The 13589-nt window shown below is 69.3% G+C and carries 13 protein-coding genes; 8 read left to right on the forward strand and 5 right to left on the reverse strand.

Translation table 11 applies throughout. The annotated features are described in order from the left end of the window. The first annotated feature begins 24 nt into the window (after positions 1-24). Positions 25-954, forward strand: coding sequence for a quinone oxidoreductase family protein (locus ABCU91_RS08725; protein ID WP_413353420.1), 930 nt, complete (start codon positions 25-27; stop codon positions 952-954). 7 nt (positions 955-961) lie between these two features. On the opposite strand, the gene ABCU91_RS08730 is transcribed toward ABCU91_RS08725, so the two are convergent. Further along, complete coding sequence (locus tag ABCU91_RS08730) at positions 962-1588, reverse strand: hypothetical protein (RefSeq protein WP_413353421.1); 627 nt, start codon at positions 1586-1588, stop codon at positions 962-964. 186 nt (positions 1589-1774) lie between these two features. Between ABCU91_RS08730 and leuA the strand changes: the two genes are divergently transcribed. Then, on the forward strand, positions 1775-3535 hold the full coding sequence (gene leuA, locus ABCU91_RS08735; protein WP_413353422.1) for a 2-isopropylmalate synthase: 1761 nt from the start codon (positions 1775-1777) through the stop codon (positions 3533-3535). 33 nt (positions 3536-3568) lie between these two features. On the opposite strand, the gene ABCU91_RS08740 is transcribed toward leuA, so the two are convergent. Continuing rightward, the gene (locus ABCU91_RS08740) at positions 3569-4255 is read right to left on the reverse strand and encodes a trimeric intracellular cation channel family protein (RefSeq protein ID WP_400364670.1); all 687 of its coding nucleotides are present in this window, start codon (positions 4253-4255) and stop codon (positions 3569-3571) included. Between the two features lie 35 nt (positions 4256-4290). Here ABCU91_RS08740 and recO point away from each other — a divergent pair, with 35 nt between their 5' ends. Continuing rightward, entirely contained in the window at positions 4291-5019 is a 729-nt protein-coding gene (gene recO, locus ABCU91_RS08745; protein ID WP_406924355.1) for a DNA repair protein RecO, read from the forward strand. After that, the gene (locus ABCU91_RS08750; RefSeq protein WP_413353423.1) at positions 5016-5822 is read left to right on the forward strand and encodes an isoprenyl transferase; all 807 of its coding nucleotides are present in this window, start codon (positions 5016-5018) and stop codon (positions 5820-5822) included. The genes recO and ABCU91_RS08750 overlap by 4 nt, the downstream gene beginning before the upstream one ends. A gap of 3 nt (positions 5823-5825) precedes the next feature. Here the strand turns inward: ABCU91_RS08750 and ABCU91_RS08755 are convergent, their stop codons facing one another. Then, a complete protein-coding gene (locus tag ABCU91_RS08755) occupies positions 5826-6389 on the reverse strand; it encodes an AAA family ATPase (RefSeq protein ID WP_413353424.1) in 564 nt (187 codons plus the stop codon). Positions 6390-6449: 60 nt separating this feature from the next. Between ABCU91_RS08755 and ABCU91_RS08760 the strand changes: the two genes are divergently transcribed. Then, the gene (locus ABCU91_RS08760) at positions 6450-7127 is read left to right on the forward strand and encodes a DsbA family protein (RefSeq protein ID WP_413353425.1); all 678 of its coding nucleotides are present in this window, start codon (positions 6450-6452) and stop codon (positions 7125-7127) included. Positions 7128-7193: 66 nt separating this feature from the next. Here the strand turns inward: ABCU91_RS08760 and ABCU91_RS08765 are convergent, their stop codons facing one another. After that, positions 7194-7688 carry a glutathione peroxidase gene (locus tag ABCU91_RS08765; protein WP_406924351.1) on the reverse strand — a complete coding sequence of 165 codons (495 nt, stop codon included), beginning with the start codon at positions 7686-7688 and terminating at the stop codon, positions 7194-7196. Positions 7689-7751: 63 nt separating this feature from the next. Between ABCU91_RS08765 and dusB the strand changes: the two genes are divergently transcribed. From dusB to dnaG, 3 genes are read left to right on the forward strand one after another with little or no spacing between them, the layout of a single operon-like run. Then, a complete protein-coding gene (gene dusB, locus ABCU91_RS08770; protein WP_413353426.1) occupies positions 7752-8912 on the forward strand; it encodes a tRNA dihydrouridine synthase DusB in 1161 nt (386 codons plus the stop codon). Further along, complete coding sequence (locus ABCU91_RS08775; protein WP_413353427.1) at positions 8884-10281, forward strand: deoxyguanosinetriphosphate triphosphohydrolase; 1398 nt, start codon at positions 8884-8886, stop codon at positions 10279-10281. Before dusB ends, ABCU91_RS08775 begins: the two co-directional genes overlap by 29 nt. After that, the gene (gene dnaG / locus ABCU91_RS08780) at positions 10281-12131 is read left to right on the forward strand and encodes a DNA primase (protein WP_413353428.1); all 1851 of its coding nucleotides are present in this window, start codon (positions 10281-10283) and stop codon (positions 12129-12131) included. Before ABCU91_RS08775 ends, dnaG begins: the two co-directional genes overlap by 1 nt. A 77-nt stretch (positions 12132-12208) precedes the next feature. Here the strand turns inward: dnaG and ABCU91_RS08785 are convergent, their stop codons facing one another. After that, positions 12209-13531: a DUF222 domain-containing protein gene (locus ABCU91_RS08785; RefSeq protein ID WP_413353429.1), complete on the reverse strand. Its 1323-nt coding sequence runs from the start codon at positions 13529-13531 to the stop codon at positions 12209-12211. Positions 13532-13589: the final 58 nt, after the last annotated feature.

Genomic DNA, 13589 nt, shown 5'->3' on the forward strand with positions numbered 1-13589 from the left:
CCGGCACCACGGAAAGACGACGTCATGGCACAGGCATGGTTCGCGACCGGTCCCGACGGGCTGGACGATTGGGAGCTGCGAGAGGTGGACGTCCCCGCGCCCGCAGCCGGCGAGGTGACGATCCGGGTGCGCGCCGTCGGAATGAACCCCGCCGACTACAAGTACCCGACCCGACCCGATGCGTCGTTCCCGTTCCCTCTCGGCTACGAGGTCTCCGGTGAGATCACCGCTCTGGGTCCTGACACGGAGATCGGCTCGGGGCACGCGAACGTCGGCGACGAGGTCCTCGCGTTCCGACTGCGGGGCGGGTACGCGACCGAAGTGACGATTCCGGCAGAGAAGGCCTTCGCGAAGCCCGCGACGGTGACGCATCCCGAGGCGGCCAACCTGTTCCTGGCGGGCGCCACGGCCGCGGAGCTGCTCGAGCTGAGCGGCGCGGCCCGTGGCGACACCGTGCTGTTCCACGCGGCATCCGGCGCCGTCGGTGTCAGCTTCCTGCAGCAGGCGGCGGTGCACGGCGTCCGCGTGGTCGGGACGGCGAGCGAGCGCAACGCCGACGTCGTCCGGCGCTACGGCGGCATCCCGATCGCCTACGGTCCGGGCCTCATCGACAGAGCGAAGGATGCCGCGGGTGGCGCCTCTTTCGTCGCATCGCTCGACGGCGTGGGGACCGATGAGGCGATCGACGCCTCCCTCGCGCTCATCGAGGACCGTAAGCGCATCATCACGATCGTCCGTCGCGACCTGGAGTCCGAAGGCATCGTCGCGATCGGCGGGATGCTGCCCGCGAGCGCCGCCTTCCGCGACGCCGTCCGGGGCGAGCTCGTCGATCTCGCGCGGCGCGGGCTGCTCGAGGTGCCCGTCGCTCGCACCTTCCCGTTCGTCGACGCGGTCGAGGCGGCGCGCTTCCTCAAGGAGGGCCACCCCGGCGGCAAGCTCGCCCTGCTCACCTGAGGCGCCGTCAGCTGATCTCCCGGATCGCCGAGCGCACGATCACCTTGCCGGCCCCGAAGTCCTGATCGGCGGCCTCCTGCCAGGTGCCGTCGTCCCACACCACGTCGACGAACACCCAGCCGTCCTGCTCCGAGGATGCGAGGTAGGCGTCGCCGATCGCGTCGGGGATCGCGTCCTGGATGGACGCGACGTCCGCTGCCGTGGCCGTGCCCGGTTTCCCCTCCGTGGGGTCGGGCGCGGCGACCGGGTCGAAGAGGGCGAGGGGCACGGGGGCGCGCGTCACCGTGAACGCATCGCCGTCGTAGGTGCCGTAGACGGCATACGTCCCCCAGGTGGCGTCGCCCATCGAGGCGGCTTCGTCGAGGCCCGCCCACGACCAGCCGGAGAGCGGGATGCCGCTGCACTGGGGCGGCGCGGATTCGGCGACAGCCCCGAGGCACAGCTCGACGGACGATCCGTCGTCGAGGACCGTCCCCTGGGCGATGACCTCGCCGGTGGGGCCCTCGGGGGTGAGCGCGGCGAGCGCCGCTCCCGGAGGGGCGGCGGAGCCCCCCGCATCGGCGGCGGCGGCGCACGAGGTGAGCAGGAGGGCGGCCCCGGCGACGAAGGCGGCGAGGGAGCGACGGTGCATCATGCCCCGAGAGTGTCGGCGGCGCGGCATCCGTCTCAGAATGTCGAGCGCCGCGAGCGGGGTGTAACGTGTCGGTATGCGCTTCTGCGGCCTCCTTCTTCGTCGCCGCGACGAGTCCTCGATCTAGGACCAACTCGTCGCGGAGGTTGTCGTGGGTCCGCACCAGTGACGAGAGAAGAAGCACCCATCATGCGAAACACCCAGAAGCCCTCGGGCGCACCGATCCACAAGTACCGCCCGTACCACGAGCAGATCCGCGTCGATCTGCCCGACCGCACGTGGCCGAGCAACCGCATCGAGGTCGCGCCGCGCTGGTGCGCCGTCGATCTCCGTGACGGCAACCAGGCGCTCATCGATCCGATGAGTCCCGAGCGCAAGCGCGTCATGTTCGAGCTGCTCGTGAAGATGGGCTACAAGGAGATCGAGGTCGGTTTCCCGAGCGCGAGCCAGACCGACTTCGACTTCGTACGGCAGCTGATCGACGAGGACCTCATCCCCGAGGACGTCACGATCCAGGTGCTGACGCAGGCGCGTGAGCACCTCATCAAGCGCACGTACGAGTCCATCGCCGGCGCCAAGCAGGCGATCGTGCACCTGTACAACTCGACGAGCGTGCTGCAGCGCGAGGTCGTCTTCCGGACCGACCAGCAGGGCATCATCGACATCGCCCTCGAGGGTGCGCGGCTGTGCCGCGGGTACGAGAAGACGATCCCCGAGACGACCGTCTACTACGAGTACTCGCCCGAGAGCTACACCGGGACCGAGCTGGAGTTCGCCGTCGACGTCTGCAACCAGGTGATCGAGGTCTTCGAGCCGACGCCGGAGCGCAAGGTCATCATCAACCTTCCGGCGACCGTCGAGATGGCGACGCCGAACGTCTACGCCGACTCGATCGAGTGGATGAGCCGGAACCTGGCTCACCGCGAGAACGTCATCCTGTCGCTGCACCCCCACAACGACCGCGGCACCGCGATCGCCGCCGCGGAGCTCGGCTACATGGCCGGCGCCGACCGGATCGAAGGATGCCTTTTCGGCAACGGCGAGCGCACCGGCAACGTCGACCTGGTCGCCCTGGGGATCAACCTGCTGACGCAGGGCATCGACCCCCAGATCGACTTCAGCGACATCGACCACGTCAAGCGCACGGCGGAGTACTGCAACCAGCTGCCGGTCCCCGAACGGAGCCCCTGGGCGGGTGACCTGGTGTTCACCGCATTCAGCGGCTCGCACCAGGACGCCATCAAGAAGGGCTTCGAGGCGATGGAGGCGCGGGCGAAGGCATCCGGCGTCACCGTCGACGAGATCGAGTGGGCCGTCCCGTACCTGCCGATCGACCCGAAGGACCTGGGGCGGTCGTACGAGGCTGTCATCCGCGTCAACTCGCAGTCGGGCAAGGGCGGCGTCGCCTACCTGCTGAAGTCCGACCATTCGCTGGATCTGCCCCGCAAGCTCCAGATCGAGTTCTCCGGGGTCGTGCAGGCCAAGACGGATGCGGAGGGCGGCGAGGTCTCCAGCGGTCAGATCTGGTCGATCTTCTCCGACGAGTACCTGCCTGCCCGCGCGGCCGACGACAAGTGGGGTCGGTTCGAGCTCCTGTCGACCCGCACGCAGAGCGACATGTCCGGGGACGTGGCCCTTGAGGTGACGCTCCGCGACGGCGACGAGCGCGTGGCGGCGACGGGCGCGGGCAACGGTCCCATCGCGGCCTTCCTGAAGGTCCTCGGCGAGCGCGGGTTCGAGATCTCGCTGTACGACTACGTCGAGCACACCCTCGGTGCCGGCGGCGATGCGCACGCGGCCGCCTACGTCGAACTGCAGGTCGGGGACCAGCGCCTGTGGGGCGTCGGGATCGACGGTGACATCTCGACCGCGAGCCTCAAGGCGATCGTCTCGGCCGTGAATCGCGCGATCCGCACCCGCACCCCCGAGAGCGAGTTGGCGGGCGTCTGACTCTCGCAGAGGTCGCCGTCGATCGGCGCCCGATCAGGGCTTGATGATCGGGATCGTCGAGGTCTCGACGGCGACCTTCCTGCGGTACAGGGCGCGTTGCTCGGGCAGGGAGATGTCGAAGACGACCGCGAGCACGCGGATGACGGCGGTCACCGCGATGCACGTGATCGCCGCCGGAACAGCGGAGACGCCGAGGACGTCCAGGACCGCCAGGACGGCGCATCCGACAGCGGCCGCGACGGCGTAGAGCGAGCCGACGTGCATCATGGCGACGGGAAGTCCCATGAACACGTCACGGAGCAGGCCGCCGCCGACGGCGGCGCACGCCCCGACGAAGATCGAGGGGATGGGCGGGAGCCCGAGGGCGAGCGCCTTCGTCGTCCCCAGTGCCCCGAACATCCCGATCGCGACGGCGTCGAGGCCCACGATGACCGCGTTCAGGCGCTGGAAGACGTTCGCGAGCAGCATCCCGATCAGTGCAGCGGCGGTGACGGTGATCAGGTAGCCGTCGCTCTGCAGGGCGACGGGTGTCGTGCTGAGCAGCAGGTCGCGGATCATGCCGCCGCCCAGACCCATCACGACGCCGATGATGGCGACCCCGAGAAGATCGAGGCGACGCTGGCCCTGGAACCCCGAGGCGAAGAGGGCGCCCTGCACGCCGCCGAGGCCGACGGCGGTGAGGTCCGCCCAGAGAGGGATGAGGAACTGCGGCTCGGTCACGCCTTCATTGTGCCTGGTCACGGGATAATCGATGGGTGCCCACTTACCGCGACGAGGTCGTGGTCCTGCGCACCCACAAGCTGGGTGAGGCGGACCGCATCCTGACGATGCTCAGTCGTCGTCACGGCAAAGTGCGTGCCGTCGCGAAGGGCGTGCGCCGTACGTCGTCGAAGTTCGGTTCGCGGCTCGAGCCGTTCATGGTGGCGGACGTGCAGATGTACAAGGGCCGGTCGCTCGACATCGTGCAGCAGGCGGAGTCCCTCGGGGCCTACGGCGCCGACATCGCGACGGACTACGACCGCTACACCGCGGCATCCGCCATGTCCGAGACGGCCGATCGGCTCAACGAGGCCGAGACGACGCCGCAGCAGTACTTGCTCCTCGTCGGCGGTCTCCGGGCCCTCGCGCGCGGCGATCATGCACCGCGATCGGTCCTCGATTCCTACCTCCTCCGCGTCATGTCCCTCTCGGGGTGGGCCCCGTCGCTGCAGGAGTGCGCCCGATGCGGCGCGCCCGGACCGCACGACTGGTTCGTCGCGCAGCTGGGCGGCATCGTCTGCTCGGCGTGCGCGCCGGCCGGCTCACCTCGCATCAGTCCCGAGACCGCGGGCCTGCTCCGTGCCCTGCTGGCGGGGGAGTGGGACGTGGTGGATGCCGCCACCCACGGTGCCACCGCGGCATCCTCCGGTCTCATCGCGGCTTATGCGCAGTGGCACACTGAACGAGGCATCCGTTCCCTGTCCCACCTGGAGGCGCCTCGGTGAGTCCCAAGCCGTACACGCATCGCGACGCGGTGCCCTACCGCCCCCTCGACTGGACCGGCGTGTACCCGCCGGAGTTCCCGAAGGGCTCGGTCCCCGCTCACGTCGCGATCGTCATGGACGGCAACGGCCGCTGGGCCAACCGCCGCGGTCTCACGCGGATCGAGGGACACCGTGCGGGCGAGGAGGTCCTCCTCGACGTCGTCGCCGGGGCGGTCCAGGCGGGCGTGAAGCACCTGAGCGTCTACGCCTTCTCGACCGAGAACTGGGCGCGCTCGCCCGAGGAGGTGCGCTTCCTCATGGGCTACAACCGCGACGTGCTGCACCGACGTCGCGATCAGCTCAACGAGTGGAACGTCCGCATCCGCTGGGCGGGACGCAAGCCCCGGCTCTGGGGCTCCGTCATCAAGGAGCTCCAGTACGCGGAGCAGCTCACCTCCGGCAACACGGGACTCACCCTGACGATGTGCGTCAACTACGGGGGAAGACACGAGATCGTCGACGCGATGCGGGCGATGGGCGAGGAGATCGCCCGGGGGAAGCTCAAACCCTCTGCCATCACCGAGAAGACGCTCCGCCGGCACCTGTACGTCCCCGAAATGCCCGACGTCGACCTCTTCGTACGCTCCAGCGGGGAGCAACGGACGTCGAACTTCCTACTGTGGGAGGCGGCCTACGCAGAGATGGTCTTCCTCGACACGCTGTGGCCCGACTTCTCCCGCACGGACCTGTGGGGAGCGATCGAGCTGTACCTCTCGCGCGATCGCCGATTCGGCGGTGCGAAGGACGCGCCGACTGCGTCCTGACGGTCAGCGGACGTCGGCGGCGGGCCCCGCGAGCCAGCGCTCCACCTCGCGGGGGTGAGTGAGACGCACGACGGGCAGGTCGTACTCGGCGGCGACCACGGGCATCCGTGTCCTCCACGTGGCGTGCGTGCGCATCTCCCACCGGAGGATGTGCTCCGGGTCGCGGAAGACGGTCCACAGCGGCGGCTCGACGTTGTCGTTCCAGAGTCGCTCGCGACGGATGCGGCGGCGCAGGGTGCGGCGGAGCAGCCGCGCGCGGGCGATGCGGCGTGGGAAGTCGAGCCAGACGGCGAGGTCGGCGCGCTCCCCGAGGATCTGTCCGCCGCCGGAGCCGAAGTAGTTCCACTCCGACGCCCACCGCTCTCCGTCCGCCACGCGGCGGACGTCGCTCAGGAACTCGGGTCGGGTCGTCCACCCGGGACCGTGGAAGAGCGAGTCGAGCTCGGTGTACTCGAGCTCCCACAACTCCGCCAGCCGCCGAGCCAGCGTCGACTTTCCCACGCCGGTGGTTCCGGCGATCACGACGCGCCGCGGACGGAACGGGAGCGGGTCGTCGGCAGAGAGCATCCGGCCAGCCTAGGAGCGTCAGAGGGAATACCGCGAGGGGCAGGCGGTGTTGCACGGGATGTGACGGAACCCATCAAGATCGACGTGTGGAGCGATATCGCCTGCCCGTGGTGCTACATCGGTAAGCGGAACCTCGAGACCGGGCTCGCGGAGACGGCGACGGACGCCGACGCCCCCCGCGTGGAGGTGACCTTCCACTCGTACGAGTTGTCCCCGGACACTCCCGTGGACTTCGACGGAACCGAGATCGACTTCCTCTCGGAGTACAAGGGGATGCCGGCCGATCAGGTGCAGCAGATGCTCGACCGCGTGACCGGTGTCGCCGCCGACGCGGGGCTCGGCTACCGCTTCGACATCCTGAAGCACACCAACACGGTCAAGGCTCACGAGCTGTTGCACTTCGCGAAGGAGCAGGGTCTCCAGAAGGAGACGACCGAGCGCCTCATGTCGGCGTACTTCACCGAGGGCCGTCACGTCGGCAAGGTCGACGACCTCGTCGCGCTGGCCGGCGAGGTGGGGCTCGACGCCGACCAGACGCGCGACGCGCTGGAGTCGGGGCGCTACCTCGAGGCGGTGCGCGCCGACCAAGCCCAGGCTCAGGCCTACGGCATCCAGGGCGTTCCGTTCTTCGTCATCGACGGCAAGTACGGCGTGAGCGGCGCACAGCCCGCCGCGGCGTTCGCGCAGATCGCCCGCCAGGTGTGGGCCGAGCGCGCCGAGGAGCCCGCCGCGAGCTGATCCCTCCCTCACGACGAAGGCCGCATCCCGGATCGGGGATGCGGCCTTCGTCGTTCGTGCGAGATCTCAGGCGAGGGCCTTCTCGATCGCCGAGATCACTTCGGGCTCGGTGGGCTTCGTCTGCGGGCGGAAGCGGTGCAGCTCGCCGTCACGGGTCACGAGGAACTTCTCGAAGTTCCACATCACCGGTCCCTTGGCGCGCTCGGCGTTCGGGGACTTTTTCAGCGCCTTGTAGAGCGGGGCGGCGTGCGAACCGTTGACGCGCACCTTGTCCATGATGGGGAACGTGATGCCCCAGTTGACGGCGCAGTAGTCGAGGATCTCCTCCATCGAACCGGGCTCCTGACCCATGAACTGGTTGCAGGGGAAGCCGATGACCTGCAGGCCCTGGTCGCCGTACTGCTTCTGCAGCTCCTCAAGCTGCTCGTACTGGGGAGCCAGCCCGCACTTCGACGCGACGTTCACGATGAGGAACGCCTTGTCGCCGAAGTCGCCGAGTGTCGCCTCCTTCCCGTCTGCGGTGGTGAACGGGATCTCTCGCAGGGAGGAGGTTTCGGTCATGTCTCCACGATAGGACTCGCGCAGAAGCCCGATGCGCTCGCCGTCTGGGAGAATGTGAAGGATATGTCCACGACCCTCGCTCCGCCCGCGCCGCTGCGCATCGGGCCCATCACCCTCGACGCGCCCGTCGTGCTGGCGCCGATGGCGGGCATCACCAACACCGCCTTCCGACGCCTGTGCCGCGAATACGGTGCCGGCCTCTACGTGAGCGAGATGATCACCACTCGCGCGCTCGTCGAGCGGAACGCCACGACCATGCGCCTCATCCGACACCACGAGTCCGAGACGCCGCGGTCGATCCAGCTCTACGGCGTCGACCCGGCCACCGTTGAGGCTGCCGTCCGGATCATCGTCGAAGAAAACCACGCGGATCATGTCGACCTCAATTTCGGCTGCCCCGTCCCGAAGGTGACCCGCAAGGGCGGGGGAGCGGCTCTGCCCTGGAAGACCGAGCTGTTCCGCGAGATCGTCGAGCGCGCCGCGAAGGCCGCGGGTCCCGTCCCGCTGACGGTGAAGATGCGCAAGGGCATCGACTCGGACCACCTCACCTACCTCGAGGCCGGCCGGATCGCCGAGGGCGCGGGCGTCGCCGCCGTCGCGCTGCACGCGCGGACGGCGTCCGAGTTCTACTCCGGGCACGCCGACTGGTCCGCGATCGCGAAGCTGAAGGAAACGGTGACGAGCGTCCCCGTCCTCGGCAACGGCGACATCTGGTCGGCCGAGGACGCTCGCCGGATGATGGCCGAGACCGGCTGCGACGGGGTCGTCGTCGGACGCGGATGCCTCGGCCGCCCCTGGCTCTTCGGTGACCTCGCGCGCGAGCTCGGCACCGGCCACGCTGCCGATCCCGTCGACGCGACGCTCGGGTTCGTCGCGGCGGCCTTCCGACGCCACGCGGAACTCCTGGTGGAGTTCTTCGAGAGCGAGGACCGCGGCTGCCGCGACATCCGCAAGCACGTCGCCTGGTACTTCAAGGGGTACCCGGTGGGTGGTGACCTCCGCGCGAAGCTCGCGACGGTGTCGAGCCTCGAGGAGATCGACGAACTGCTCGCGACCCTCGACCTCGAGGCGCCGTACCCCGGCGCGGCCGCCGAAGGCCAGCGCGGGCGTGCGGGAACGCCAAAGCGACCCGCCCTGCCCGACGGTTGGTTGGACTCGCGCGAGATCGGACACGCGGCATCCACCGCCCTCGCCGATGCGGAGCTCGACACCAGTGGCGGCTGAGACGGTGATCGGCGCGAGCGTGGGGGTCGCCGCCGGACGTCCCACGGGTTACGACGACCACGACGCCGAGCGGTTCCATCCCGAGAAGCACCGTTCCCTTCGCGACGGTTTCGCGCGCGACCGGGCGCGAGTGCTGCACTCCGCCGGATTCCGTCGCCTGGCCGCGAAGACCCAGGTGCTGAGCCCCGCGAGTCCCGACGACTTCGCGCGCAACCGACTGACGCACTCGCTCGAGGTCGCGCAGGTCGGCCGCGAACTCGCGATCGCGCTCGAGCTCTCGCCCGACGTGGTCGACACCGCCTGCCTGAGCCACGACCTCGGGCATCCGCCCTTCGGACACAACGGCGAGCGTGCGCTCAACGAGTGGGCTGAGGACATCGGCGGCTTCGAGGGCAACGCGCAGTCGCTGCGCATCCTCGCGCGGCTCGAGCCGAAGGTCGTCGACGACGACGGTGAGAGCTTCGGCCTCAACCTGACCCGTGCGAGCCTCGACGCGACCTGCAAGTACCCGTGGACGGCCGATCACGCCATCCCCGACCCGGGTGGGCGGCAGAAGTTCGGTGTGTACGCCGAGGATGAGGCGATCTTCCATTGGATGCGGCAGGGTGCGCCCGGCCGGGTGCGGTGCATCGAGGCCGAGGTCATGGATCTCTCCGACGACATCGCCTACTCGGTGCACGACTTCGAGGATGCGGTGCTCAACGGCTACCTCGACCCTCGGCGCCTCGCGGACAGCCGCGAGCGCGAGTCGCTGCTGACGGCGATCCAGGCGTGGGTGGGCCTCGGCTTCAGCCGTGACGAGCTCGCCGATGCGCTCTACCGTCTGGTGCGCCTGCCGGAGTGGATGACGGAGTTCGACGGGACGCGCGCCTCGGTCGCACGCCTCAAGAACCTGACATCCGATTTCATCGGCCGCTTCGCGCGGGCCGCGACCGCCGCGACGCGTGAGCACTACGACACCCCGGCGCTGACGCGCTATCGCGGTCGGATGATCGTGCCGCGCGTCATCGAGGCCGAGATGGCGGTCCTGAAGGGCACGATCGGCGCGTTCGTCGTGTCGATCGACGGTCGCAAGGGGCTCTACAAGGAGCAGCGTCGCGTGCTGAAGCGGCTTGCGTCGGCTTTGCTTGAGCGCCCCGAACACCTCGACCGGATCCACGCTGTCGACTTCGCTGCGGCGCAGACGGATGCCGAGCGCAAGCGGGTCGTCGTCGACCAGGTAGCGACGTTGACCGACCGGTTCGCCATCGAATGGCACTCCGCGCTGGTCGGTCCTGTCGACCTGCGCGAACTCGGCCTGTGGCCCGCGGGCTCGCGTGTCGCCGCGAACCCCGGGTACGCGCTGCCCGAACCGATCGAAGGTCTCTGATGGCTCGCATCCGTCAAGCGGACGTCGACGAGGTGAAGGCGCGCACCAACATCGTCGACATCGTCGGCGAGCGGGTCGCGCTGAAGTCTGCCGGCGTCGGGTCGATGAAGGGGCTCTGCCCGTTTCACGATGAGCGGAGCCCGAGTTTCAACGTCCGGCCTCAGGCGGGGTACTACCACTGCTTCGGATGCGGCGAGTCGGGTGACGTCTACTCGTTCCTGCGCAACATGGACCACCTGACGTTCACGGAGGCCGTCGAGCGTCTGGCCGCGCGCATCGGCTACCAGCTGCACTACGAGGACGGCGGTGCGGCACCCGAGACGAGTGGGCGCACGCGCCTCTACCAGGCGAACACGGCGGCCGCCGAGTACTTCCGCTCGCAGCTGGCGACGGCTGAGGCGGATGCCGGGCGTCGCTTCCTCGGCGAGCGGGGCTTCGACGCCGGGGCGGCCGCGCACTTCGGTGTCGGGTACGCGCCCAAGGGCTGGAACAACATGCGCGACGCGCTCCGCGCCCAGGGATTCAGCGACGAGGAGCTCGCGACGGCGGGCCTCGTCTCGCAGGGGCAGCGCGGGGTGTACGACCGGTTCCGAGGTCGCGTGGTCTGGCCGATCCGAGACTTGACTGGGCAGACAATCGGCTTCGGTGCGCGCAAGCTCTACGACGACGACCAGGGCCCGAAGTACCTGAACACCCCCGAGACGCCGATCTACAAGAAGGCGCAGGTCCTGTACGGCCTCGACCTCGCGAAGAAGGACGTGTCGCGGTCTCACCGCGTCGTGGTCGTCGAGGGCTACACGGACGTCATGGCGTGCCATCTCGCCGGCATCACGACGGCGATCGCCACCTGCGGGACGGCGTTCGGCTCGGACCACATCACGGTGCTCCGACGCGTGATGGGCGACGACAGCGCGGCCGGCGAAGTGATCTTCACCTTCGACCCGGACGCCGCGGGCCAGAAGGCGGCACTGCGCGCCTTCGCCGATGAAAAGCGATTCGCTGCCCAGACGTATGTGGCCGTCGCGCCGGACGGCCTGGATCCCTGCGACCTGCGATTGAACCGGGGCGACGGTGCCGTGCGGGCGCTGATGGACGCGAAAGCTCCGATGTTCGAGTTCGTCATCGACCAGAAGCTGGCGGGGTTTGATCTGCGCAGTGTCGAAGGTCGCGTCGGTGCGCTGCGCGCCGCCGCCCCGATCGTCGCCGAGATCCGCGACCCGTCGCTGCGGCCGGGATACACCCGCGTTCTGGCGCGCAAGCTCGGAATGGACCTGGGCGAGGTGACGCCGGCCGTAGAGCGGGCCGCGCGGGGCAGCCATGCGCCCCGCGAGCGCGGTCCCGCTCCGGCTGAGACACCTGACGAGGGTGCGGCTCCGGTCCGGGTGACGATGGCGAGTCTGCCGCGCACCGCGAGCGCGACCCTCGAGCGTGACGCGCTGATGGGCGTCCTGCAGTACGGGCATGTCTTGGATGCCGGTGAGGTGGATGCCGCGCTCCAGATCCCCATGGAGCATCCCGCGCTCGAGGCGGTCCGGCAGGCGGTCATCGCGCAACCGGACCGGTCGCGCGTGGGGTGGTCGACGGCGGCGGTCGATGCGACGCGTGAGCCGTACCGGGGACTCGCCGCGGAGTTGCTGACCTCGTCCTTCCCGGCCCTGACGGAGATCGAAGCGAAGACGTCCGCGCGTGCGATGTGCCAGCGCCTACGGCTCCGTGCGATGGATCGCGAGAAGGCCGAGTTGCTCGGTGAGGTTCAGCGTGTTTCCGCGGAGTCCGAGCAGGGTCGCGCCGTCCGCGTCGCCCTCCGAGACCTCGATCAGCGACGGCGGACGCTGGCCGACTCGATCTGACCCTCGAAGACCCGAAGGTCGTCGGCACGTGGAACTCGAGCACTGAGGGTGCGCGTCCTCTCGGACGGCACGTGCACTCAGAAGGGTGCCGGGTCTTCGGGATGGGCTGTGGCAGGGGTGAAGGCGACGGCCGGGGTGGGGGCGTCTTCGCGGTAGGTCCTGCCGAGGGGTGAGGTCCATTCCAGGACACCACCCTTGAGTTGTCGGACCCTCCAGGCGGTGAATTGCTTCATCGAATGATGCCGTTGGCACAGGTGAGCGAGGTTGGAGAGTTCTGTCTTCCCGCCGAGGGCGTGGTCGTGGGTGTGGTCGACCTCACACCGGATCGCCGCGACGCGGCATCCGGGGAACCGGCAGTGCTGATCCCTGGCCTGCAAGAACCGGCGCATCCCGGACGGCACGCGGTACGAATCGGTCGACACGGTAACCCCGGTGGTGGGGTCGTGGAACAGGCGCTCCCAGATGTGCGTCGCCCCGGCGAGTGCGCGGGCGGTGGCGGGGTCGATCGGCGTGCGGCCGGCCAGGTCGCACGGCCCGTCGTCTGCACCGGTGAGCGTCGCGGCGGGGACGAGTACCTGCACCCTCGCCCGGATCGCGCCGAGGGGTCCGGCGGTCGTGTCACGCATGTCATCGAGCGCAGGGGTACCCGCGAGGAGCAGGTCGGCGAACACGTCCGCCCGGACCTGATCGGTCGAGCGCGCGTCGGTCGCGACAACGTCGGCGTCCTCGCCGGACGCGCGCTCGTCTCGGGTGTCGATGATCGCGCGTGCCTGCTGAGCGAGCCGGTCGTGGATCCCTTCCGCGATCACCGTCGGAAGGGTTGCGATGAGATCGCTCATCCCATCCCGCCCCGGCACCAGTCGCACGCACCGGCCGGCGGCTGCCTCTTCATGCCGTTCCGCGAACGATCGCGGGTGCATCCGGTGCGCGAGGATCTCGAGCTCACCCCGGACTCGGTTCGGAGTCTGCCCGTCGCAGCGTTCGATGGCGATCGCCTCGAACTGAGCCCACATCTCGCCGGGCAAGTTCAATCCGGCGTCGACGATCGCTTTCACATGGCCCCGGACGATCCGCCCGGACTCCCACGCAGCGACCGACGCCGGGAATCCTTCGATGATCGTCCGAGCCTCGCCGATCCGACGCTGCACGGCCCGGTCGGTCATCCGCATCGCTCCGGCGACCTCGGCAGAGATCGACCGGAGCACCATGTCGTGCACCTGGACTCTCGCGTTCCGGGGCGCGCCCTGTTCGTCCGCCAACCACCCCGCGGTTGCAAGCGCACGAAGCTCCGCGATCTGCCCCGCGGCGATCTGGCGGCCTACGTCTTCGACGTCCGCGACGATGCCCGCGATGGCGGCGAGATACGGCTCACCATCGGGGGTTTCCGCTGCTTCCGTCATGCCTCCACTCTCGCACCAACCTCCGACATCCCGTTCGTGCGTGGCTGGAGGCAGCGGG

Source organism: Microbacterium phoenicis (assembly GCF_047302325.1).
GTDB lineage: Bacteria > Actinomycetota > Actinomycetes > Actinomycetales > Microbacteriaceae > Microbacterium.

Coding starts and splice junctions, on each gene's coding strand:
- ABCU91_RS08725 (WP_413353420.1), top strand. CDS start 25: ATGGCACAGGCATGGTTCGCGACCGGTCCCGACGGGCTGGACGATTGG.
- ABCU91_RS08730 (WP_413353421.1), bottom strand. CDS start 1,588: ATGATGCACCGTCGCTCCCTCGCCGCCTTCGTCGCCGGGGCCGCCCTC.
- leuA (WP_413353422.1), top strand. CDS start 1,775: ATGCGAAACACCCAGAAGCCCTCGGGCGCACCGATCCACAAGTACCGC.
- ABCU91_RS08755 (WP_413353424.1), bottom strand. CDS start 6,389: ATGCTCTCTGCCGACGACCCGCTCCCGTTCCGTCCGCGGCGCGTCGTG.
- ABCU91_RS08765 (WP_406924351.1), bottom strand. CDS start 7,688: ATGACCGAAACCTCCTCCCTGCGAGAGATCCCGTTCACCACCGCAGAC.
- dusB (WP_413353426.1), top strand. CDS start 7,752: ATGTCCACGACCCTCGCTCCGCCCGCGCCGCTGCGCATCGGGCCCATC.
- ABCU91_RS08775 (WP_413353427.1), top strand. CDS start 8,884: ATGCGGAGCTCGACACCAGTGGCGGCTGAGACGGTGATCGGCGCGAGC.
- dnaG (WP_413353428.1), top strand. CDS start 10,281: ATGGCTCGCATCCGTCAAGCGGACGTCGACGAGGTGAAGGCGCGCACC.
- ABCU91_RS08785 (WP_413353429.1), bottom strand. CDS start 13,531: ATGACGGAAGCAGCGGAAACCCCCGATGGTGAGCCGTATCTCGCCGCC.